The sequence below is a fragment of the Ralstonia sp. ASV6 genome (assembly GCF_016429285.1).
GTDB lineage: Bacteria > Pseudomonadota > Gammaproteobacteria > Burkholderiales > Burkholderiaceae > Ralstonia > Ralstonia flaminis.
In genome coordinates, this window is the sequence record NZ_JAELUI010000011.1 from 36,653 (window position 1) to 56,805 (window position 20,153).

Annotated in this window: 15 protein-coding genes and 1 tRNA gene; 2 read left to right on the top strand and 14 right to left on the bottom strand. The window is 62.6% G+C overall.

The features are described from left to right. The first annotated feature begins 36 nt into the window (after positions 1 to 36). On the top strand, positions 37 to 1,314 hold the full coding sequence (locus JHD73_RS03415) for a branched-chain amino acid ABC transporter substrate-binding protein (RefSeq protein ID WP_199027768.1): 1,278 nt from the start codon (positions 37 to 39) through the stop codon (positions 1,312 to 1,314). A gap of 4 nt (positions 1,315 to 1,318) precedes the next feature. Here the strand turns inward: JHD73_RS03415 and JHD73_RS03420 are convergent, their stop codons facing one another. The 10 genes from JHD73_RS03420 to JHD73_RS03465 form a co-directional block, all read right to left on the bottom strand. Continuing rightward, on the bottom strand, positions 1,319 to 2,311 hold the full coding sequence (locus tag JHD73_RS03420; protein ID WP_199027770.1) for an MBL fold metallo-hydrolase: 993 nt from the start codon (positions 2,309 to 2,311) through the stop codon (positions 1,319 to 1,321). Between the two features lie 405 nt (positions 2,312 to 2,716). Next, complete coding sequence (locus tag JHD73_RS03425; protein ID WP_199027772.1) at positions 2,717 to 3,211, bottom strand: hypothetical protein; 495 nt, start codon at positions 3,209 to 3,211, stop codon at positions 2,717 to 2,719. Positions 3,212 to 3,323: 112 nt separating this feature from the next. Then, entirely contained in the window at positions 3,324 to 4,148 is an 825-nt protein-coding gene (locus tag JHD73_RS03430; RefSeq protein WP_199027774.1) for an OmpW family protein, read from the bottom strand. An 86-nt stretch (positions 4,149 to 4,234) separates the two neighbouring features. Continuing rightward, entirely contained in the window at positions 4,235 to 5,494 is a 1,260-nt protein-coding gene (locus JHD73_RS03435) for a DUF2957 domain-containing protein (protein WP_199027776.1), read from the bottom strand. Between the two features lie 85 nt (positions 5,495 to 5,579). Next, positions 5,580 to 7,178, bottom strand: coding sequence for a DUF2957 domain-containing protein (locus JHD73_RS03440; protein WP_199027778.1), 1,599 nt, complete (start codon positions 7,176 to 7,178; stop codon positions 5,580 to 5,582). A gap of 695 nt (positions 7,179 to 7,873) precedes the next feature. Continuing rightward, positions 7,874 to 7,952: transfer RNA gene (locus JHD73_RS03445), tRNA-Ile, on the bottom strand. 111 nt (positions 7,953 to 8,063) lie between these two features. Next, complete coding sequence (rpoD, locus tag JHD73_RS03450; RefSeq protein WP_199027780.1) at positions 8,064 to 10,553, bottom strand: RNA polymerase sigma factor RpoD; 2,490 nt, start codon at positions 10,551 to 10,553, stop codon at positions 8,064 to 8,066. Between the two features lie 320 nt (positions 10,554 to 10,873). Further along, complete coding sequence (gene dnaG, locus JHD73_RS03455; RefSeq protein WP_199027782.1) at positions 10,874 to 12,673, bottom strand: DNA primase; 1,800 nt, start codon at positions 12,671 to 12,673, stop codon at positions 10,874 to 10,876. 40 nt (positions 12,674 to 12,713) lie between these two features. Beyond that, positions 12,714 to 13,163, bottom strand: a complete 450-nt coding sequence (locus JHD73_RS03460) for a GatB/YqeY domain-containing protein (RefSeq protein ID WP_199027784.1) — start codon at positions 13,161 to 13,163, stop codon at positions 12,714 to 12,716. Positions 13,164 to 13,286: 123 nt separating this feature from the next. After that, positions 13,287 to 14,516 carry an NAD(P)/FAD-dependent oxidoreductase gene (locus tag JHD73_RS03465; RefSeq protein ID WP_199027786.1) on the bottom strand — a complete coding sequence of 410 codons (1,230 nt, stop codon included), beginning with the start codon at positions 14,514 to 14,516 and terminating at the stop codon, positions 13,287 to 13,289. Between the two features lie 89 nt (positions 14,517 to 14,605). Between JHD73_RS03465 and tsaD the strand changes: the two genes are divergently transcribed. Next, positions 14,606 to 15,658, top strand: coding sequence for a tRNA (adenosine(37)-N6)-threonylcarbamoyltransferase complex transferase subunit TsaD (gene tsaD / locus JHD73_RS03470; protein ID WP_199027788.1), 1,053 nt, complete (start codon positions 14,606 to 14,608; stop codon positions 15,656 to 15,658). 46 nt (positions 15,659 to 15,704) lie between these two features. Here the strand turns inward: tsaD and folE2 are convergent, their stop codons facing one another. From folE2 to JHD73_RS03490, 4 genes are all read right to left on the bottom strand, one after another. Next, positions 15,705 to 16,511 (bottom strand): GTP cyclohydrolase FolE2, encoded by an 807-nt coding sequence (gene folE2 / locus JHD73_RS03475; RefSeq protein ID WP_048931898.1) that lies wholly within the window; start codon positions 16,509 to 16,511, stop codon positions 15,705 to 15,707. A 249-nt stretch (positions 16,512 to 16,760) separates the two neighbouring features. Next, a complete protein-coding gene (gene dxs, locus JHD73_RS03480; RefSeq protein WP_199027790.1) occupies positions 16,761 to 18,671 on the bottom strand; it encodes a 1-deoxy-D-xylulose-5-phosphate synthase in 1,911 nt (636 codons plus the stop codon). A gap of 56 nt (positions 18,672 to 18,727) precedes the next feature. Then, positions 18,728 to 19,642 (bottom strand): polyprenyl synthetase family protein, encoded by a 915-nt coding sequence (locus JHD73_RS03485; protein WP_199027791.1) that lies wholly within the window; start codon positions 19,640 to 19,642, stop codon positions 18,728 to 18,730. Next, complete coding sequence (locus JHD73_RS03490; protein ID WP_199027793.1) at positions 19,639 to 19,926, bottom strand: exodeoxyribonuclease VII small subunit; 288 nt, start codon at positions 19,924 to 19,926, stop codon at positions 19,639 to 19,641. The genes JHD73_RS03485 and JHD73_RS03490 overlap by 4 nt, the downstream gene beginning before the upstream one ends. Positions 19,927 to 20,153 lie beyond the last annotated feature (227 nt).

Genomic DNA, 20,153 nt, shown 5'->3' on the forward strand with positions numbered 1-20,153 from the left:
GAGAAGACAGCACACACCACATAACAAGGAGGAGCCATGTCTGCATCGACCCGCTTTGCCCGTCCGCTGTCCGCGTTGGCCTGTGCGACTGCGGTGCTATGTGCGCCGCTGGCACATGCAGCAGACCCTGCGCCGATCAAGGTGGCGTTCATCGACCAGTTGAGCGGGCCCCTGTCGAATGTGGGTGAGCAATTCCTCGCCAACCTGAAACTCGGCATCGACGATGCCAACGCGCAACCGCAAGGCGTGTTGAATGGCGCGCGCTACGAACTGTCGACCTACGACAACAAGCTGTCGGCGCAAGACAGCCTGTCGGCATTGCAGAGCGCTATCGATGCGGGCGCGAAGATCGTCTTCACCGGCGGGTCGGGCTCGTCCGTGGTGGCGGCCATGGTGGACGCGGCCACCAAGCACAACGAACGCAATCCAGACAAGCGCGTGCTGGTCATCAACTACGCCTCGATCGACCCCGACCTGACCGGCGCGCACTGCAGCTTCTGGCACTTCGCCACCGAGGCCAACACGGCCATGAAGATGCGCGCGCTGGCCAACTTCGTGAAGACACAGCCCGACATCCGCAAGGTCTACTCGCTGAACCAGGATTACGCGCACGGGCGGCTGTGGGCATCACTGGGCAAGCAAATGATCTCAGCGGCGCGGCCAGACGTGCAGTTCACGGGAGAGACACTGCACCCGATCGGCAAGGTGAAGGATTTCGCGCCCTACGTCTCCAAGGCGAAGGCGACCGGCGCGGATACGCTCCTCACGGGCAACTGGGGGCAGGACCTGAACCTGCTCATCAAGGCCGACGGCGACATGGGCTACGACGTGCGTTATCTCAACCACAGCGGCGCGGGCGCGCCGGGCACCGTGCTGGCGGTATCGCAAGCCAAGATTGGCAAGGTGACGTGGGTGTCTGAGTGGACGCCGGGCAACGGCAACGCGCAACTGATGCAGATGGATGCGCGCGTGCGCCAGACGCCCGCTGGCGAGCACTTCGCGCCGCGCACCGTGCTTTCCGTCGAACTCGTCACCGACGCCATCCGCAAGGCTAACTCCACCGACCCGCTCAAGATTGCGCTGGCCCTGGAGGGCATGCAGAAGCAGAGCTTCCTGGGCGACATCACGATGCGCAAGAGCGACCACCAGTTGCTGCTGCCGCAGGTGGTATCAACCATCGCGCCGGTGGATGGCAAGACCGTCAAAGTTGGCTACGACGGCACCCAGTGGGGCCACAAGACGGAGAGCACCACCGCAGCCAAGGACCTCGACCTGCCAACCACTTGCAAGATGAAGCGGCCAGCAGGCGTGTGACGGCTTAGTCTGCGCGATCCGTGCGCAAGGGACCGTACTCGATCGGCACCCACACAAACGCCTTGCCGTCACGGCGCACATGGCCCAGGCCCGGGAATGGCAGGTGCGCGCCGGCCACCCAGAGCTTGTCTTGCGCCGCTTCGGCAAACAGTTTGCGGCGCGAGACAACGGCCTGCTTCTGGTCAACGTCGTATTCAAACGCAACCTCAGGGTGCTGGAACTGCACGGCGTGGCTGTGCACGATATCGCCCCACACCAGCAAGCTTTTCCCCTTGGAGGCAAACAGGTAGCCGCTATGGCCCGGCGTATGTCCGCTGGCGACCACCGAGCGCACGCCCGGCAACACCGCATCGCCCGGCTTGAATTGCTTGAGTTTGCCGGCTGCCGCATACGGCGCCACCGAATCGCGCGCCATCTTGAAGAACGGTTGCATGTCCTTGGGCTTGGAAGCGGCAATCGTCTCGCTCAGCCAGAAATCGGCTTCCGGTGCCGCCACGTAGACCTGCGCGTTCGGGAAAGCCGGCTGCCCTTGCGGTGTCAGCAGGCCACATGCGTGATCCGGGTGCAGATGGGTCAGCAGCACGACGTCGATCTGCTCTGGCTGATAGCCCGACGCGCGCACGTTGCCGGCAAGGCTGCCCATAGTCGGGCCAAAACACGTGCCCGAGCCGGTATCGACCAGGATGCGCTGGCTGCCCGTGTCGATCAGGTAACCGTTCACGGCCGTCTGCATGCCCGGCGTACTCGACACGAACATCCGCGCCAGCAGGCTCTGCACCGATTGTGCGCTCATGCCCACCAGTGTCTTGGCCGGCAGATCGATGTAACCGTCATAGAGCGCGGTAACAACCTCATCGCCCAGGGCCATGCGGTAGTAGCCGGGCACCTGGGTGCGTTGCTGCGTAGCGGCAGGCGCGGGGGCGGCAGTCTGGGCGTGGGCGAATCCGATGAACGCGGCCAGTGTGATGGCCACAGCGGCAGAGGTAGGCAAACGCATGTCTTGGCTCCGAAGGAGAAGCCGCTGCCCCGTTGCAGCGGTGGGAGCCCGGATCATGACACTCCCGATGCACATGCGTTGTCGCTATTGGCGACGGGGGTATTGCTTCACTTCGAAACGCAAGGCGCTAGTGAACGACAAACATCGGCGACGTTCGCAGCGCTCCAGAGATGGTGCCATTTGGGAAAAGCGTCGCATCCGTAGCGGTCATCGATGACATGGCGTTATTCCATTGCATGACTACCCTGTTTGGGCCGCACGAGCCCAACAACGTGACGGACATCGCCATGTTGTTGATACTCAGTTGAGTTGAGCTATCGAAAAGAAAAAAGGCCCGACATGCCGGGCCTTTGTCTCATACCGATCAACCGCGGCTGCGCATCCGCAGGTCGACCAGGGGCGTGCTTACGGCGCCACCGTAAACTTCGGTGATGAATAGACGGTACCGCTCACCGTACAGTCCGGTTTCATCGATGCGTTGGTGAACGTCAACGAAGACGCGACATTGTCCCAGGTCGTCGCAACGGAGCTTGGCCCGCAACTGCCCAACAGGAACACATTGACGGCGGCATTGTTGATCGTCAGCTGCGTCGTGCTATCGGCCTGCCCGGTCCAAGGGGTGACGCCGCTGATAAAGCCGCATAGCGTACCGCCCGAGAACGTCGTCGACGTGATGTTGACGATGCCGGCGGGCGTGATGGTGCCATTGAACGTGGCTTGGCATTGCGCGTTGGTCGATCCTTTTGAGAGATTGGTCGTACCGGTAACCGAGAACGGCTCGCCGCTCGGGTTCATCGGTTGACCATCAGCGCGCGATACGGTCACGGCAAATGCGGGTGTGGCTGCTACGGTGGCAAGTGCGAGTGCAACTGCAAGAGATACGACTTTACGTGTGCTCATTTATTGCCTCACTAAAACTGACGGTTGAAACCGCCTTAAGAATGCGGCGCAAACCGGTTCCCGCTCGGTTCACGCCGCGCCAATTAGCCAGGCGCAGACAGCCGACGCCTGGCTAAAATTTGTACGACACCCCAATGAACGTGATGATCGGATTGGCCTTGAGCGTGGTCTTGGTGGTGGCCAGCGTGGTGCCGTCCGCCGCCTTGATCACGGTGGCCGCCTCCGTCTTGAGCGGCAGGTACGACACCGTGGCCGTCAGAGCCCAGCGCTCATTAATCGCGTAGCTCGCGCCCAGGTTGAAGATGGGCGACCAGGATGCCGACGATTTCCCCTCCACATACGTCGGCCCCGGCTTGCCCGCCCCCGCCGCCAGCACGCTGCCCAGTTCACGATTCACCGCGGCCGAGAAGTTCGGGTTCAACTCGATGTTGGTGAAGAAGCTGTAGACCACCCCCGCGCCAACAAACGGCCGAAACTTCGACTGCGCGTTCCCGAAGTACCACTGCAGGATGATCCCGGGGCTCCACTGGCGCGCCTTGCGCACAGCGGGCTGGTTGGACGGGTCATCCAGGTCAACGTGGCCGAGTGCTCCCGCTGGCCCGGGCGCACGAATCACCCCATGCCCGGTGAGCTTGAACTCGGGTGGCACACCGGCAATCGTGGTCAATGCAATGTTGTCGGTAAAGAAATGCGTGAGCGTGATGCCCAGCGTGTTGGCATTGCTCACACGCAGCCCGCTGTTGGGCGACGTGAAGCTGCCTGGCAAGCGCAGCGGATCGTTGATCGGCGCGTTGATCACGCTGGTGGTCAGGTTGTTGCTCGAATCCTGCGGCATGATGTGGAACCAGCCCACCGTTGCCACGTTGTCACCCGCCTGCTGCGCCATGGCACCTGCGGATGCGCAGGCGGCCACCAATGCGACAGTCAGTTTCTTCATGATGCTTCCTCCTGTTGTTCTGAGCGGGGCGCGGCGCGACTTTCGGTCATGCTGGCCGCACCCCGTGGCGTGTTATTCCGGAAACGTCACTGCACGAAGGCGCCCACGGTGAAGTACGGGTTCTTCGTATCGCTCATATCCAGGAAGCCGAAGGTCTTGCCGGTGAAGATCAGCTTGCCGGTCGGGGCCGAACCGGCCGGAGCGCTCGTCTGCGTGGTGCGGATCACGCCGGGTACTGTCTGCGTGAAATCCAGATTCAGCGGACGGGTAAGCGCGACCTGCGACGCATTGAACGGATCGAGCATCGTGGCCTGTGCGCCCACCAGCGCGGTCGCGCGGTAGTTGAACGTGCTGTCCACACCCGTGTACTCGCCGTCTTGCGAACCCTGCGCAATGTTGGTGGTCGGTGCCAGGAACGAAATGCCGGACTCGTCATCAGCCACCGGCGGGCCGGCAGTCAGGTCCGAGTTGGCCGCCCCCACGCGGATGAAGATCGGCACGAGCTGGTTGTACAGCTTGCCCACGATCAGTACGCCCTTGCCAGCTTTGGTTGGGTCAAGCGACGCCAGCGTGGCCGGCACCTGCGGCTGATAATTCAGCGTGGTGAAGGCAGACGAGTCCGCGCGCAGCGTCAGCTTCTGGTTGACCGTTGCGCTCGATGTCAGGCACGCGCCGCCGTTCTTCACGCCCAGGTTGTCGCACTCGGTGTAGGTGCCGTCCGCGTTGATAGTGAAGCGCGCATCGACCGCCTGCTGCGAGAAGCTCTGCGATGGCACCTGGTGGTAGCCGAGCTGGTTGTAGTTGCCCGCGATCTTGGTCAGGTCCGTCTCGGTGTTCGAGAAGCTGATGAACGGGTAGTACGGGAACGTGGTTTGCGCAATCTTGCCCACGCCAACGATGCCGTTGAACTGGATCGTCGCGCCCGGAATCGTGCCGCCCAGCACGCCCTGACCCAGGAAGAAACGCGCCGGCCGGCTCGGATCAAGACTTGCGTTGTTCAGTCGGAACGCGCACTGATTGAGCTTCTCGGTCGGCAGTGCAGTTTCCTGCGTCAGCGTGCCCGTCTGTACGTTGTTGGGTGCGGTGTCGCGTGTGGGCGCCACCGTGCCTGTCGTCACCGGAATCGGCGAAGCCAGATACGTGATCTGGTACGTCATCTTGGTGGTGTCGAGCTGTACCTTTACCAACTCGCCAGAACCGGAACCGCCCGTGAAAACGGTGCTGTAGTCGATGGCCTGCGGACACAGGCGCTGGATCACCGGGGCCGGCGGATCATCCCCGCCGCCACCGCACGCGGTCACCATCGGTGCACACGCCAATACGACCAGCCATTTACGCCATTGCATTTGCGTCTCCTCCATGTTGTTGTTCAGTTGCGGCGGCACGTGCACTTCATACGCGCCGCCGCATGTGGTTTCGGTGCTGCGTGCCTCACTGGACGAACGCGCCGACCGTGAAGAACGGGTTGTACTTGTTGTTATTCATGAGCATTGCGTACACGTTGCCCACCTTGACTGCGACGCCCTTGTCGCCCGCCTTGAACAACGCGACGTTGCCGCTGGCGCCCTGCGCGTTGAAGTCGTTCTGCGCGGTGACCAGCAACTTGCCCGGCGAGGCTTGCGTGTAGTCGAGCGAGAACTGCGCCGTCACCCGCGAGTTGAACGGGTTAATGAAAGCGGCTGTGCCGTTCTGGAACAGCGTTGATGTGTAGTTGGCGGCCAGCGTGGAGACAGCGGTGCCATCGCTGCAGTTGCCGACGTTCGAATAGAAGAAGCCGCCCGTATACGTGCCAGACAGCTCAGGATGATTGACCGTGGCGTTCAAGCCGTTGAAGCCAGCCTGTAACGAGCTCGGGCCGTTGTTGGTCACCACCCCACACGCGGATGCACTGGTCGCGCCGATATAGCCACCCGCAAGCGCGTTGGTCGGGATAGTCGCCACAGGCGTCAGGATCGAGATGCCGATCTGGTCATCACCTGCGGAAGCCAGCGGATTGACCTGATCGCTATGCGAGAAGCCAACGCGAATCACGACCGGTATCACCTGCCCGTTGAGCTTGCCGGCAATCAGAATCCCCTTGGCTTGGCTCGGCGTAAACAAGATGATTGGCGAGACCTGGCCGACGTACGGATACGATAAATTGGCCGCCAAAGGGTTGCTGACAAACACGTTGTCCTGAGAACCATCAGCGTTCTGGCGCAGCTTCCACGGTGTGCCGGTCGTGTGGCACGAGTAGTCGATACCCTCCGCCGTACACGTACCGTCCGCGTTCAGCGTTTGCGTCCAGTTGACGGCGTCAGGCGCCCAACCTTCCGGCCCCGTGGTCTGGCTGGCCGAACCCGTGGGCGTCACATGCACCCCCACCTCGTTGTAGTGCCCGGCCACCTGCGTGAAGTCCGTCACCGTTTGTGAGAAGCCCAGGAACGGGTAGAAATCAAACGTGCGAGACGGCACCACTGCGAGCGGAGGAAAACCCGGGGCCACCGTAATGCCGTCGAACTGGATCGTCGCACCCGGAATGCCGCCGCCCACGATGCCCTGACCAACAAACAGTGTCGGCGGGTCTTGTGGGTTGACGGTGATCGCGTAGCTGTTGTCCGCCGTCTTGCCCGACTGCAGTACAAAGGCGCAGCGGTTCTGTTCAGGCGTCGGCAGGTTGGTCGGATGAACAAACGTGCCGTTGATCGTCAGGCCCTTGCGCGTGTTGTTCACCTGCCCGGCCGAGGTCGGCACCGATGACTCGATGAACTGCATCTGATACGTGTTCTTGCTCGTGTCGAACTTGACCTTGATGTACTCACCGCTGCCGGAACCACCGGTGTAGGTGGTCGTGTAGTCCAGCGCGGCCGGGCACAGGCTTGTCGGCGTGGTTGGCGTGGTGTTTGGCCCGCTGGGCGGGCAAGAGCTACCCGAGCACTGCGCGACAGCCGACGAGCCCGGATCGTCCGCGCCACCGCACCCGCCGATGAACGGCATCGCGACTATGCAACTGGTTGCCATGACAATAAAAAGATGACGTCGACTACCCATGGTTGTCTCCTCACGTTCTGAAACTTGTTGTGTTTTTGCCGGCAAATGCCAGCCAATACCCCCGCCTGCCGGCGTACGACAGCCGACAGCGCACGACCTGCCCCGGTGGCAGATCAATCCTGCAAATCAACAAAAACGACGGACGTGTTTTGTCGCGCGCGTTAACGCGTGTAACGCACTAATCGGTTGGGAGCCGATGCCAAAACCAGTCGGGGTGTTGCAGCTAACCCGAGAAACCCGGCTCGCTGCGATGATGACGATGGCGGTGACGCGCGTGGGCATGCGCAGAAGCGGAATGCTGGAAAGGCCCGTTTTGAATGCGTAACATCCTGTGTCTCCGAAGGGTACGCTACTGGCTATTTACTTGTCGTTATGCGTGTCACTATGGTCTGCACAGACTGTGAAGTAAATAGAGATTTCATTCAAAACATTGCCTGCAATGCCTCACGCAAGCAGGCGCGGCGCCATTTGGCAGCATTTCAAACGAGAGAATGAATTCGCTTCGTTTGAAGTGTTTTAAACCCCTCCCCCTCACTCGTAGGGGGGAATATCGTGCAGTGCGACATAACCGAATTATGTCGAAACGGATATATTTCTTGAGATATATGCGCCAGCAAAAATCAGTCCCGATACGGTTCCGCATGAAATAGCAGAAAGCCGTTCGACAGAAAGATTTGCGCAAATAAAAAAAGGGATGGTGGGCCCCCCGGGAGTCGAACCCGGCACCAACGGATTATGAGTCCGCTGCTCTAACCAAGCATGAGCTAGAGGCCCAAAGAGCGGTGCCCGAACGGACAACCGACAAAAAATTGACCCGGCGGATTAGGCCGGGCCACATCGTGAATTTTACCTGAAAGTGGGCCGCAGCCCACCTTCCGGCATTGATCAGCTACCTTCCAAGAAGCTCTTCAGCTTGTCTGAGCGGCTCGGGTGACGCAGCTTGCGCAGCGCCTTGGCTTCGATCTGGCGAATACGCTCACGTGTCACATCGAACTGCTTGCCGACTTCTTCCAGCGTGTGGTCGGTGCTCATCTCGATACCGAAACGCATGCGCAGCACCTTGGCTTCGCGCGGCGTCAGCGAGTCGAGCACGTCCTTCACCACGCCGCGCATGGAGCCATGCAGCGCCGCTTCAGCCGGGGCCAACGTGTTCGTGTCCTCGATAAAGTCGCCCAGATGGGAGTCGTCGTCGTCACCGATCGGCGTTTCCATGGAGATCGGCTCCTTGGCGATCTTCATGATCTTGCGGATCTTGTCTTCCGGCATCTCCATCTTCTCGGCCAGCGTTGCCGGATCCGGCTCATTGCCGGTTTCCTGCAGGATCTGACGCGAGATGCGGTTCATCTTGTTGATCGTCTCGATCATGTGCACCGGAATCCGGATGGTGCGCGCCTGGTCGGCGATCGAGCGCGTGATGGCCTGACGAATCCACCACGTGGCGTACGTCGAGAACTTGTAGCCGCGACGGTATTCGAACTTGTCCACCGCCTTCATCAGGCCGATGTTGCCTTCCTGGATCAGGTCGAGGAACTGCAGACCGCGGTTCGTGTACTTCTTGGCAATCGAGATCACCAGACGCAGGTTGGCCTCGGTCATCTCGCGCTTGGCTTCACGCGCGCGACGTTCGCCTTCCGACATCTTGCGGTTGACGTCCTTGAGCTCGGTCAGCGGCAGCACCACGCGTGCCTGCAGGTCGATCAGCTTCTGCTGCAGTTCATGCACGGCCGGCACGTTACGCTCGACGATGGCGCTGTACGGCTTGCCATCGGCCACCACGGTTTCGATCCACTTCAGGTTGGTCTCGTTGCCCGGGAAGCGCGAAACGAAGTCGCCACGCGGCATGCCGCACTTGTCGACCACGATGTTCAGGATGGCGCGTTCCAGCTTGCGCACTTCGTCCACCTGACCACGCAGCGTGTCGCACAGACGCTCAACGTTGCGTGCGGTGAAACGGATGCTCATCAGTTCAGCCTGGATGGCTTCCTGCGCCTTCACGTACGGCTTGGACTTGTAGCCTTCCTTCTCGAACGCGCGGCGCATCTTGTCGAACTGGTCGGCGATCACGCTAAACTTGACCAGCGCAGCCTGCTTGAGCTCTTCGAGTTGACGGGCCGAAGCTGCGGCAGCGCCAGCACCTTCATCGTCCTCGTCTTCCTCTTCGTCGCCCTCTTCTTCGGCCTCTTCGTCCTCGAAGTCTTCTTCTTCGTCAGCGGCCGCGGCGGCAGCTTCGGCGTCAGCGTTCGGGTCAATCAGACCGTCGATGTACTCGTCGATCTTGGCTTCGTCGTTGGCGACGCGCTCGCCCATGGCGAGGATCTCGGAGATGGTGACCGGGCAGGCCGAGATGGCCATGACCATGTCCTTCAGGCCGGCTTCGATGCGCTTGGCGATGACAATTTCGCCTTCGCGCGTCAGCAGCTCGACCGTGCCCATTTCGCGCATGTACATACGCACCGGGTCGGTCGTGCGGCCGAATTCGGAGTCAACCGTTGACAGCGCGGCTTCGGCTTCTTCCTCAGCCTCTTCTTCCGTGGTGACGGAAGGCGCGTTGTCGTTCAGGAGCAGCGTTTCAGCGTCCGGCGCCTGCTCGTACACGGCAACGCCGATGTCGTTGAGCGTGGCGACCAACGTTTCCAGCGACTCCACGTCGACCATGTCGTCGGGGAGGTGGTCGTTGATTTCGGCGTAGGTCAGGTAGCCGCGCGATTTGCCCAGCTTGATCAGCGCCTTGAGCTTCTGGCGGCGAGCCTCGAGCTCTTCTTCCGAACCACCTTGCTGCGAAGCAGCAAATTCCTTGAGCAGGGCTTTTTCCTTGGCCTTGCGGTCACGGGCCTTCAGCTTGTCGGTTTTCGGTGCCGGAGCGGCGGGGGTGTCAAATTCTTCAGTCACGTCCGTGCTGCTGTCATCGTCTGCCTGCGTTTCTGCTTTGGGCTTGCGGCCGCGCTTTTTGGGCTCGGCTGCTGCTTCGGCGCGAGGCGCAGGAGGAGTTGTGGGGGTGGCCTCTGCCTGGGCGGTGCGCTTGGTGTCTTCCGCGGTTGCCTTGGCTGGCTTGGCTGCGGTGCTGGTACGAGCGGTACCCGTTTTGGTTGCGCTTGCGCTGGCAGGGGTCTGCTTGCTCTCGACTTCGGTAGCTTTCGATTTCGCCACGGTGGTTGTCTTGCCCTTGAGTGCGACTGAAGCGGCTGTTTTGCCGCCAGGTCTGGCGCTCGTGCTGATCGACGTCGAGACCTTGTCTGCAGTTGAAGACTGGATTGCGCCTTTTGCGCGCGCTGCTGCCTTGACGGGCTTGGCGGCAACAGTAATCTCGGCGGTCTGGCGCGGCTGGGCTTTCCCCGTCTTTGCCGGCGCAGTGGCCTTGACTACCGCCTGCCCCATATGGCTCCGACCATTCGCGACTTTCGCCGTTCCCGCTGCGGTCTTTCCTCCCCCGGCGCCGTGCGCCGATGAGGATCGCGTGGCAGAAACAGAAGCAGGACTGGCCTTGGAACCGGCCTTCGCGGAGGTCTTCACCTTCACCATGGGCACGCTCACTCCCCCAAAAATGGGAAAAAGGTATTGCAATCCAAACCGGCTATTCTAGCACGCCAGACCCAGCCGGTCTAAACGAAAATCGGGTTTTCGCCTGAAAAATCAAGGGGCTACCCGCAATTGCCCGCCCCAGTTAGGTTTATGCCGGGACGTGTGCGCTACACAAGCTACCGGCGGCTCGTCTCGCTTAACAGCCAGCGCATGCGCTCTTTATCGCCATCGCTGGCGTGACCGCTTTCCACCTTGCGCAGCAACATCTCAAGCTCGCGCTTGTGCGACGCAAGAAGCATCTTTTGCACGGCGCTATCGAACTCCATGGTGGCCGGCTCCAGTTCGATGTCGTCTTCGAGCACGGTCATGCGCAGTCCGGCGAAAGCCTCGGCATACGGCGTCTGGCCCAGGCGCTCGACAAAGGCACCAAAGTGCATCTCGGGGCTCGCGGCATCGCATTCGGCCAGCAACCCCGCCAATACCTCACCTTGGGGCAATTCCGGCGCCGTCAACTGGGCACGCGCATCGGCATCGAGTCGAGCGGCCAGGGCCGGATAGCGCATCAGCAGGCGCAGCAGCTTTTGCTCCAGCGCAGTTGGTGCGGTACGCGCCACACGCGGGCGCTTTTGCGTCATGCGGCCAACCTGAGCGGGGTCGCTGCGCAGGCCGCACAGCGCTTCGATATCGGCAGGGGTCGTGCCGGTCATATCGGCCAGGCCGCGCACGATCTGCAAGCGCAGACCGCCGGACGGCATCGCCGTGAGCAGCGGCTTGGCTTCGTACTGGGCGCGGGCACGACCTTCAGGCTGGCGCAGGTCGAGGTCTTCGGTCACGGCCTGCAGCAGGAAGCGCGACAGCGGCATCGCGTTGTGCACTTCGCGGGCGAAGGCTTCGGTGCCTTCTTCGCGGACGAAGCTGTCCGGATCGTGCTCGGATGGCAGGAACAGGAACTTGATCGTCTTGTTGTCGGTGGCGTGCGGCAGGCAGGCTTCCAGCGCGCGACGCGCGGCGCGGCGCCCGGCGGAATCGCCGTCAAACGAGAAGATGACGGTGTCGACCTGCCGCAGCAGTTTCTGCACGTGGATCGGCGTGCAGGCCGTGCCCAGCGTGGCCACGGCATTGGCAAACCCGAGCTGCGCCAGTGCGACGACGTCCATGTAGCCTTCGACGACCAGTACGTAGTCGAACTCGCGGATGGCGTTACGCGCCTCGAACAGGCCATACAGCTCGGTACCCTTGCTGAACAGCGGCGTCTCGGGGGAATTGAGGTATTTCGGTTCGCCCTGCCCCAGCACCCGGCCGCCAAAGCCGATCACCACGCCCTTGGTATTGCGGATGGGGAACATGATGCGATCGCGGAAGCGGTCGTAGCGGCGGTGCGAGCCGTCGGCGGCGGTCTTCTCGCTTTCGATGACAAGGCCGGCTTCGATAAGCGGCGCGGCGGTGGCGTCTTCGCGGTACGGACCGAACACGCTTTCGAGCGACTGCCAGTCGTCGGGCGCGTAGCCAAGGCCGAAGTGCGCGGCGATCTCGCCGGTCAGGCCGCGGCCCTTGAGGTACTGGATGGCGTTAGGGGCGCTGCGCAGCTGCTTGCGATAGTGCTCGCAGGCGCGGGCCATGACATCACCGAGTGCGACAGTCTTGGCTTGCTGCTCGGCGCGGGCGGCGGGCGGCAAGCCGCCCCGCTCTTCGGGCACCACCATGCCCACGGACTGCGCGAGGTCCTTGATGGCCTCGACGTACGACAATCCGGAAAACTCCATCAGGAAGCCGATGGCCGAGCCGTGCGCGCCGCAGCCAAAGCAGTGATAGAACTGCTTGGTGGGCGACACCGAGAACGACGGCGACTTCTCGTTATGGAACGGGCACAGCCCCATGAAGTTGGCGCCGCCCTTCTTCAATTGGACGTAGCGACCCACCACGTCGACGATGTCGACGCGGTTGAGCAGGTCGTCAATGAACGGCTGCGGGATCACGCGGGATGCGCCCCAGGGGTGCTGCGGGTGTGGAGGGGAATCAAGCGCCGGTCAGCGCGGCCTTCACGCGGGCCGAGACTTGCGTCATATCGGCACGGCCAGCCAGGGCCGGCTTGAGGATGCCCATGACCTTGCCCATGTCCTGCGGGCCGGCAGCACCGGCCTTGGCCACGGCGTCACGCACAGCGGCGTCAACTTCGTCTTCCGACAGCTGCGCGGGCATGTAGATCTGCAACACAGCAATCTCAGCAGCTTCCTTGGCAGCCAGATCCTCACGGTTGGCCTGCTGGAACGCGGTGATGGAGTCCTTGCGCTGCTTGATCATCTTGTCGACCACGGCCAGCACGGCGGCATCATCCAGTTCGATGCGTTCGTCCACCTCGCGCTGCTTGATGGCGGCCTGCAGCAGGCGGATCGTACCCAGACGATCCATTTCCTTGGCGCGCATGGCGGCCTTCATGTCTTCCGTGATCTGTGCCTTCAAGGACATTCAAAAACTCCGATAAACGGCAAAACCCGCTTGGGCAGCGGCCCAGCGGGTTGCAATCTGAGAAAAGTGGATCATTGATCGTAGCACAGAACCAAAACAGTTCTAGGACCGATCGGAGGGGGATCAGCCCGCAGACGCTGCCTCGCCAGCTGCCACGGCCGATGCCCATGCCCACTGGAAGTTGTAGCCGCCGAGCCACCCCGTCACGTCGACCACCTCGCCGATGAAGTACAGGCCGGGGGCAGATTGTGCCTCCATGGTGGCGGATGACAGCGCACGCGTATCGACGCCGCCGCGTGTAACTTCAGCCTTGCGGTAGCCCTCGCTGCCGGAAGGCGTCAGCTGCCAGCGGTTAAGCGCGCCGCCCAGCGTACGCAGCAGCTTGTCAGGCAAGTCGGCAATTTGCGCATGAGGATTCGCGCCATGCGTGGCGCACCATGCCTGCGCGACGCGCTCTGGCAAGCGCTGCGCCAACACCGTTCCGAGCTGCTTGCGCGAACCGGATTTCTCATCGCACAGCCACTGCGCGGCGTCGGTGTCCGGCAATAGGTCAATGTTCAGCGGTTGGCCGGAATTCCAGAAGCTTGAGATTTGAAGCACAGCCGGGCCAGACAAGCCGCGATGCGTGAGCAGCAAGTCTTCGCGGAACGTCGTGGCAGCGCCCTTCTTCCCCCCCTTGCCCGCGCCTGCGGGCTGCGCGACCGTCACATCCACCTCCATCGACACACCAGACAGCGCCGAAAACGGTGCCCAATGCTCGGCGTTGAACGTGAGCGGCACCAGCGCCGGGTGCGTCTCGACAATCTTCAGCCCGAACTGCCGCGCAATGCGATAGCCAAAATCTGTCGCACCAATCTTCGGGATGGACAAGCCTCCCGTGGCGATCACCAGCTTGTCGGCGATGATCTCGCCCGCGCTGGTCGATAGGCGGTAGGCATCGCCATCTTTGCTCACTTCAGCGATCGAGCAGCCGGTGCGCCAGACGACGTTGCCCTTCTCGCACTCGGCTTCGAGCATGCGGATGATGTCTTCCGCGCTGTCGTCGCAGAAAAGCTGGCCTTTGTGCTTCTCGTGGTACGGGATGCGGTAGCTGGAGACGAGGCTGATGAAATCCTGTGCCGTGTACCGCGCCAGCGCCGAGCGGCAGAAATGCGGGTTGTTCGACAGGTAGTTGGCTGGCCCCGCGTTGACGTTGGTGAAGTTGCAGCGCCCGCCGCCGGAGATGCGAATCTTCTCGGCCAGCTTGGTCGCGTGGTCGATCAGCACTACGCGCGCGCCGCGCTGCCCGGCCACCGCCGCGCACATCATCCCGGCCGCGCCCGCGCCGATCACCGCTACATCGCACCGCATCATGATCGCCGCGCCGCCTTATTCTTGAGGAAACCGCGCATTTTAACTTGTGCTATCTTCAGCGGCCTTCCCATTCCTCACCCACGCCTGCCATGCTGGTCCTCGGCATCGAATCCTCCTGTGACGAAACCGGTGTCGCCCTGTACGACACGGCCGACGGCCTGCGCGCGCATGCGCTGTATTCGCAGATCGCCATGCACCGCGAATACGGCGGCGTCGTGCCTGAGCTGGCTTCGCGCGACCACATCCGTCGCGTGATTCCGCTGCTGGAAGAAGTGCTCGGCAAGGCCGGCGCCACGCGCGCAGACATCGACGCCATCGCCTATACGAAGGGCCCGGGGCTGGCCGGTGCGCTGCTGGTCGGCGCTTCGGTGGCGAATGCGCTGGCGTTTGCGCTGGGCAAGCCGCTGGTGGGCGTGCATCACCTGGAGGGGCATTTGCTTTCGCCGCTGCTGGAGGCGGAGCGCCCCGAGTTTCCGTTCCTGGCGCTACTCGTCTCGGGTGGGCACACGCAACTGATGCGCGTCGATGCTGTTGGCCAGTACACGCTGCTCGGCGAAACGCTCGACGATGCCGCTGGTGAAGCCTTCGACAAGACCGCCAAGCTGCTCGGCCTTGGTTACCCCGGTGGTCCGGCTGTCTCTCGCCTGGCTGAATTCGGCAATCCGGGCGTGTTCGACCTGCCCCGGCCGATGCTGCATTCGGGCAATTTCGATTTCTCGTTCGCAGGCCTGAAGACCGCTGTGCTCACGCAGGTGCGCAAGCTCAACCTGACCGACAGCGAGGCCTGCCATCAGCCGCGTGCCGACCTGGCTCGCGCGTTTGTCGACGCCATCGTCGAAGTGCTCGTCAAGAAGACACTCCGTGCCGCACGCGAGCATGGGCTCAAGCGCATCGTCGTGGCCGGTGGGGTGGGCGCCAACCGCCAGTTGCGCGAAGGCCTGAACGCCGAGGGCAAGAAGCGCGGTCTGCGCGTCTACTACCCCGACCTGCAGTTCTGCACCGACAACGGCGCGATGATCGCCTTTGCCGGCGCGATGCGGCTCCAAGCCGATCCCTCGCAAGTGCAGGACGGCTACGGCTACGGCGTCACGCCGCGCTGGGATCTGGAAGACATTCGCATCCCCCACGCATCACGCGCATGAAAAAAGCCGCTCGGTTGAGCGGCTTTTTTCGTTACTGCGCCATCAATTACTTGTCGAGACGCTTGTCGCGCTCGATCAGCGCATAGGCGCTGTGGTTGTGAATCGACTCGAAGTTCTCGGCTTCCAGCGTGTACGCGACGATGCGGTCGTCCTGGTTCAAGCGCATGGCGATGTCGCGCACCAGGTCTTCCACGAACTTCGGGTTCTCATACGCGCGCTCGGTCACGAACTTCTCGTCCGGACGCTTGAGCAGGCCCCACAGTTCGCACGAGGCTTCTTCTTCCGCCATGCGGATCAGCGACTCAACCGGCGTATCGGCAGCCAGCTCGGCGTCGATCGTGATGTGCGAGCGCTGGTTGTGCGCGCCGTACTGCGAGATCTTCTTCGAGCACGGGCACAGGCTCGTCACCGGCACCAGCGCCTTGACGCGGACCTTGGTGTGACCGTCGCGCACTTCGCCGATCATCGTCACTTCATAGTCCATCAGCGACTGCACGCCCGACACCGGGGCTGTCTTGCTGACGAAATACGGGAAATGGACTTCGATGCGGCCGGCGTCGGCTTCGAGCTTTTCCAGCATCTTTTCCAGCAGGAGCTGGAATTGGGCCAGATTCAGCGGCTCGCGCTCTTCTTCAAGCAGCGCGACGAAGCGCGACATGTGCGTGCCCTTCTGGTCGGCAGGCAGATGCACATCCAGGTTGTACGTGCCGACGGTGTTCTGCACGCCCGACGGGGTCTGCAGCGACATCGGGTAACGCACGCCACGCACGCCCACGCGTTGAATCGGGATCTGGCGGGTGTCGTGGCTGGACTGCACATCCGGCATCGCAAAAGCCGGGTTCATATCGTTCATGATCGGTTTCCTTTACGGTCGCCCGGCCATCGCAGTCGGCCGGAACGCAACGAGTGTGAAACCGCGGAATCTGGCTGACGGTGACCACTCCTCAAGTGATCTGATCAACCCATCCCGCGACTGCGCACACAATTTACAAATTGGACTGGCGGAGTGTAAGGGAAATTTCCTACCTCTGCAGTCAACTACTCAAACCCGCAAGCGCTATGCGGGTGATTGAATCTGCCTATCACGCAAACGCAAGGTGACTCAGGCGACACGCGGTGCCGCTGCCCGCGGCTGCACATCAAAGCGCTCACGAATGGAAGCAAGGATGCCGTTGGCATCCAACCCGCATTGCGCCAGCAGCGCCGCGTGGTCTCCGTGGTCGACAAAGCGGTCGGGCAGGCCCAGTTGCAGCACGGGCGTTGCCACACCGGCGGCAGCCAGTGCTTCCACGCAGGCGCTGCCGGCGCCGCCCATCACGCAGCCCTCTTCCACCGTGACGATGTAATCGTGCGTGCGCGCCATTTCCAGCACGCAGGCCACGTCGAGCGGCTTGACGAAGCGCATGTTGACGACGCTCGCATCCAGACGCTCCGCTGCAGCAGAAGCCGGCGCAACCATCGAACCGAATGCCAGGATCGCGACGCGCTGCCCTGCCGGAGCCGTTGATGCGCGGCGCACCTCGGCCTTGCCCAGCGGCAGCGGTTCGAGCGTTGGCTGCACCGTGACACCCGTGCCTGCACCGCGCGGATAGCGCACCGCCGTCGGGCAGTCCTGCGCAAACGCTGTGCTCAGCAGTTGGCGACATTCGTTCTCGTCCGCCGGCGTCATCACCATCATATTGGGGATGCAACGCAGGTAGGCGATGTCATAGGCACCGGCATGCGTGGCGCCATCCGCACCGACCAGGCCGGCGCGATCCAGCGCAAACACCACCGGCAGGTTCTGCAGCGCCACATCGTGGATCAACTGGTCATAGCCGCGCTGCAGGAACGTCGAATAGATGGCAACGACAGGCTTTAGGCCTTCGCACGCGAGGCCACCGGCAAACGTCACGGCGTGCTGCTCGGCAATGCCAACGTCGTAGTAACGATCCGGAAAACGCCGCTCGAACTCCACCATGCCGGAGCCCTCGCGCATGGCGGGCGTGATACCGACAAGGCGCTTGTCAGCGGCAGCCATGTCGCACAGCCAGTTGCCGAACACCTGCGTGTACGTCACCTTGGCCGGGCGCGTGGCCGGCTTGATGCCCTCTTGCGGATTGAACTTGCCCGGGCCGTGATAGAGGATCGGGTCGGCCTCGGCCAGCTTGTAGCCCTGGCCTTTCTTGGTGACCACGTGCAGGAACTGCGGCCCGCCGCCTTCCAGCGCGCGCTTGCGGATATTCTGCAGCGTCGGCACGAGTGACTCGAGATCGTGTCCGTCAATCGGGCCGATGTAGTTGAAGCCGAACTCCTCGAACATCGTGGCCGGCACAAACATGCCCTTGGTGTGTTCCTCGAAGCGCTTGGCAAATTCGAGCACCGGCGGCGCCACCGACAGCAGCTTCTCCACGCCCTTCTTGGTGGCGGCGTAGAACTGGCCGCTCATGAGACGCGCAAGGTAACGGTTGAGCGCCCCCACCGGCGGCGAGATCGACATGTCGTTGTCGTTGAGCACCACAACCAACGGCAGGTTCTTGTAGATGCCCGCATTGTTCATGGCCTCGAAGGCCATGCCGGCGGTCATGGCGCCGTCGCCAATCACGGCAATGGCGACGCGGTCTTCGCCGTTGGTCTTGGCGCCCAGGGCCATGCCCAGCGCAGCGGAGATCGACGTAGACGAGTGCGCCGTGCCGAACGTGTCGTACGGACTCTCGCTGCGGCGCGGGAAGCCGGAAATACCATCGAGCTGACGCAACGACCCCATCTGCTCGCGGCGACCAGTCAGGATCTTGTGCGGATAGCTCTGGTGGCCAACATCCCACACGATGCGGTCTTCCGGCGTGTTGAAGACGTAGTGCAGCGCGATGGTCAGCTCGACCGTGCCCAGGTTCGACGACAAATGGCCGCCCGTCTGCGAGACGGAATCGAGCACGAAGGCTCGCAGCTCGCCGGCCAGGGGGCCGAGCTGGCGGCGGTCCAGTCGGCGCAGGTCGGCCGGATCGTCGATGGTTTTCAGAAGTTCGTACGTCATGTGGGACCGCCGCTCAGGCGTTTTGGCGTTGGGCTCTACCCCCAACGCAATGTTGTTCAGTGGCCACGCCGCACGATCAAGTCGGCCATCTCGGCCAACCGAACGGTACGTGCCTCGCCCAATTCTCGGGCGAGCTGTGTAACCGCCGCACCCGCAGCAGCGTGCAGCTCATCGGCCAGTGCCCGGGCCTTGTCCAACCCGAGGATGGACACATAGGTCGGTTTGTCGTTGGCCTCGTCCTTGCCGGCAGTCTTGCCCAGCGTCGCGGTATCGGCCGTCACGTCGAGGATATCGTCGACCACTTGGAACGCCAGGCCGACGGCACCCGCGTAAGCATCCACCTGCTCCAGCGCCGCGGCATTCGCGCCGGCACACAGCGCCCCCATGCGCAGACTGGCACGCAGCAGTGCACCGGTCTTCATGCGGTGCATTGCCTCCAGTGCTTCTTGCGACAGCGCAATGCCTACGCTCTGCAGATCGATTGCCTGACCACCCGCCATACCCAGCGAACCCGACGCACGCGCCAATTCGCCCACCAGCACCGCACGGGTCGCGGGGTTTACTGCGCCCAGCTCAGCCAGCACGATAAAGCCCTGTGTCTGCAGCGCATCCCCCACCAGCAACGCCGTCGCTTCATCATAGGCGCGATGCACGGTCGGACGGCCGCGGCGCAGGTCGTCGTCGTCCATGCAGGGCATGTCATCATGGACCAGCGAATAGGCGTGGATCATCTCCACCGCACAGCTCACGCCATCGAGTGCTTCGGGCGACGCCTCGCCCAATGCGCCGGCAGCATGCGCCAGCAGCGGGCGCACGCGCTTGCCGGCACCTAGCGTGGCGTAGCGCATGGCAGCATGCAGGCGTTGCGGCACCACGGTTTCGGCCGGCAAAGCGCGCTCCAGTGCGGTTTCCGTCCGTGCGACCACGGACGTCATCCATTGGACGAACTCGGATTGGACCTGCGCGCTCATGCACCGCCCTGTTCGTTCGTGTTGCTGTCGTCGGCCAGCGGTTTCAGGGCGTCGCCGTCGAGCACACGGACCTGCTGCTCAACGCGCTCCAGCACCTGCTGGCAATACTTGACCAGTTCGGCCCCGCGGCGATACGCCGCAAGCGAGGCCTCCAGTGGCAGTTCGCCCGATTCCATGCTGGCAACGAGGGTTTCGAGTTCGGCCATGGCTGCTTCATAGGAAGCCGGCGCGGCGGATGGGGAGGCGGACGCGTCGCTCGAAGCAACGCCTGGGGCACGGGGCATGCCAGTTGTGAATCAGAAAAGGACAATCCGGCATTTTACGGCAATTCCGCGTGCGTTCTGCGCACATTGCGCAAGGCGCCGGACAGCGGTTTGCAGCCATGCGCAGGGGAGGCACCTGGCTGACAACCCTCTGACTGACAGCCGAAAGATGTCGAAAATCAGGGACTTATCTAATCCCCTGGGGTACAATCGCCCCCTTTCCTCCAAAGGCCGGAGTGGCGCTGCGC

Bases quoted from the DNA above. Each gene is read 5' to 3' on its own strand.
- JHD73_RS03415 (WP_199027768.1), top strand. From the start codon at position 37: ATGTCTGCATCGACCCGCTTTGCCCGTCCGCTGTCCGCGTTGGCCTGT.
- JHD73_RS03420 (WP_199027770.1), bottom strand. From the start codon at position 2,311: ATGCGTTTGCCTACCTCTGCCGCTGTGGCCATCACACTGGCCGCGTTC.
- JHD73_RS03425 (WP_199027772.1), bottom strand. From the start codon at position 3,211: ATGAGCACACGTAAAGTCGTATCTCTTGCAGTTGCACTCGCACTTGCC.
- JHD73_RS03430 (WP_199027774.1), bottom strand. From the start codon at position 4,148: ATGAAGAAACTGACTGTCGCATTGGTGGCCGCCTGCGCATCCGCAGGT.
- JHD73_RS03435 (WP_199027776.1), bottom strand. From the start codon at position 5,494: ATGCAATGGCGTAAATGGCTGGTCGTATTGGCGTGTGCACCGATGGTG.
- JHD73_RS03440 (WP_199027778.1), bottom strand. From the start codon at position 7,178: ATGGGTAGTCGACGTCATCTTTTTATTGTCATGGCAACCAGTTGCATA.
- rpoD (WP_199027780.1), bottom strand. From the start codon at position 10,553: ATGGGGCAGGCGGTAGTCAAGGCCACTGCGCCGGCAAAGACGGGGAAA.
- JHD73_RS03460 (WP_199027784.1), bottom strand. From the start codon at position 13,163: ATGTCCTTGAAGGCACAGATCACGGAAGACATGAAGGCCGCCATGCGC.
- JHD73_RS03465 (WP_199027786.1), bottom strand. From the start codon at position 14,516: ATGATGCGGTGCGATGTAGCGGTGATCGGCGCGGGCGCGGCCGGGATG.
- tsaD (WP_199027788.1), top strand. From the start codon at position 14,606: ATGCTGGTCCTCGGCATCGAATCCTCCTGTGACGAAACCGGTGTCGCC.
- folE2 (WP_048931898.1), bottom strand. From the start codon at position 16,511: ATGAACGATATGAACCCGGCTTTTGCGATGCCGGATGTGCAGTCCAGC.
- dxs (WP_199027790.1), bottom strand. From the start codon at position 18,671: ATGACGTACGAACTTCTGAAAACCATCGACGATCCGGCCGACCTGCGC.
- JHD73_RS03485 (WP_199027791.1), bottom strand. From the start codon at position 19,642: ATGAGCGCGCAGGTCCAATCCGAGTTCGTCCAATGGATGACGTCCGTG.
- JHD73_RS03490 (WP_199027793.1), bottom strand. From the start codon at position 19,926: ATGCCCCGTGCCCCAGGCGTTGCTTCGAGCGACGCGTCCGCCTCCCCA.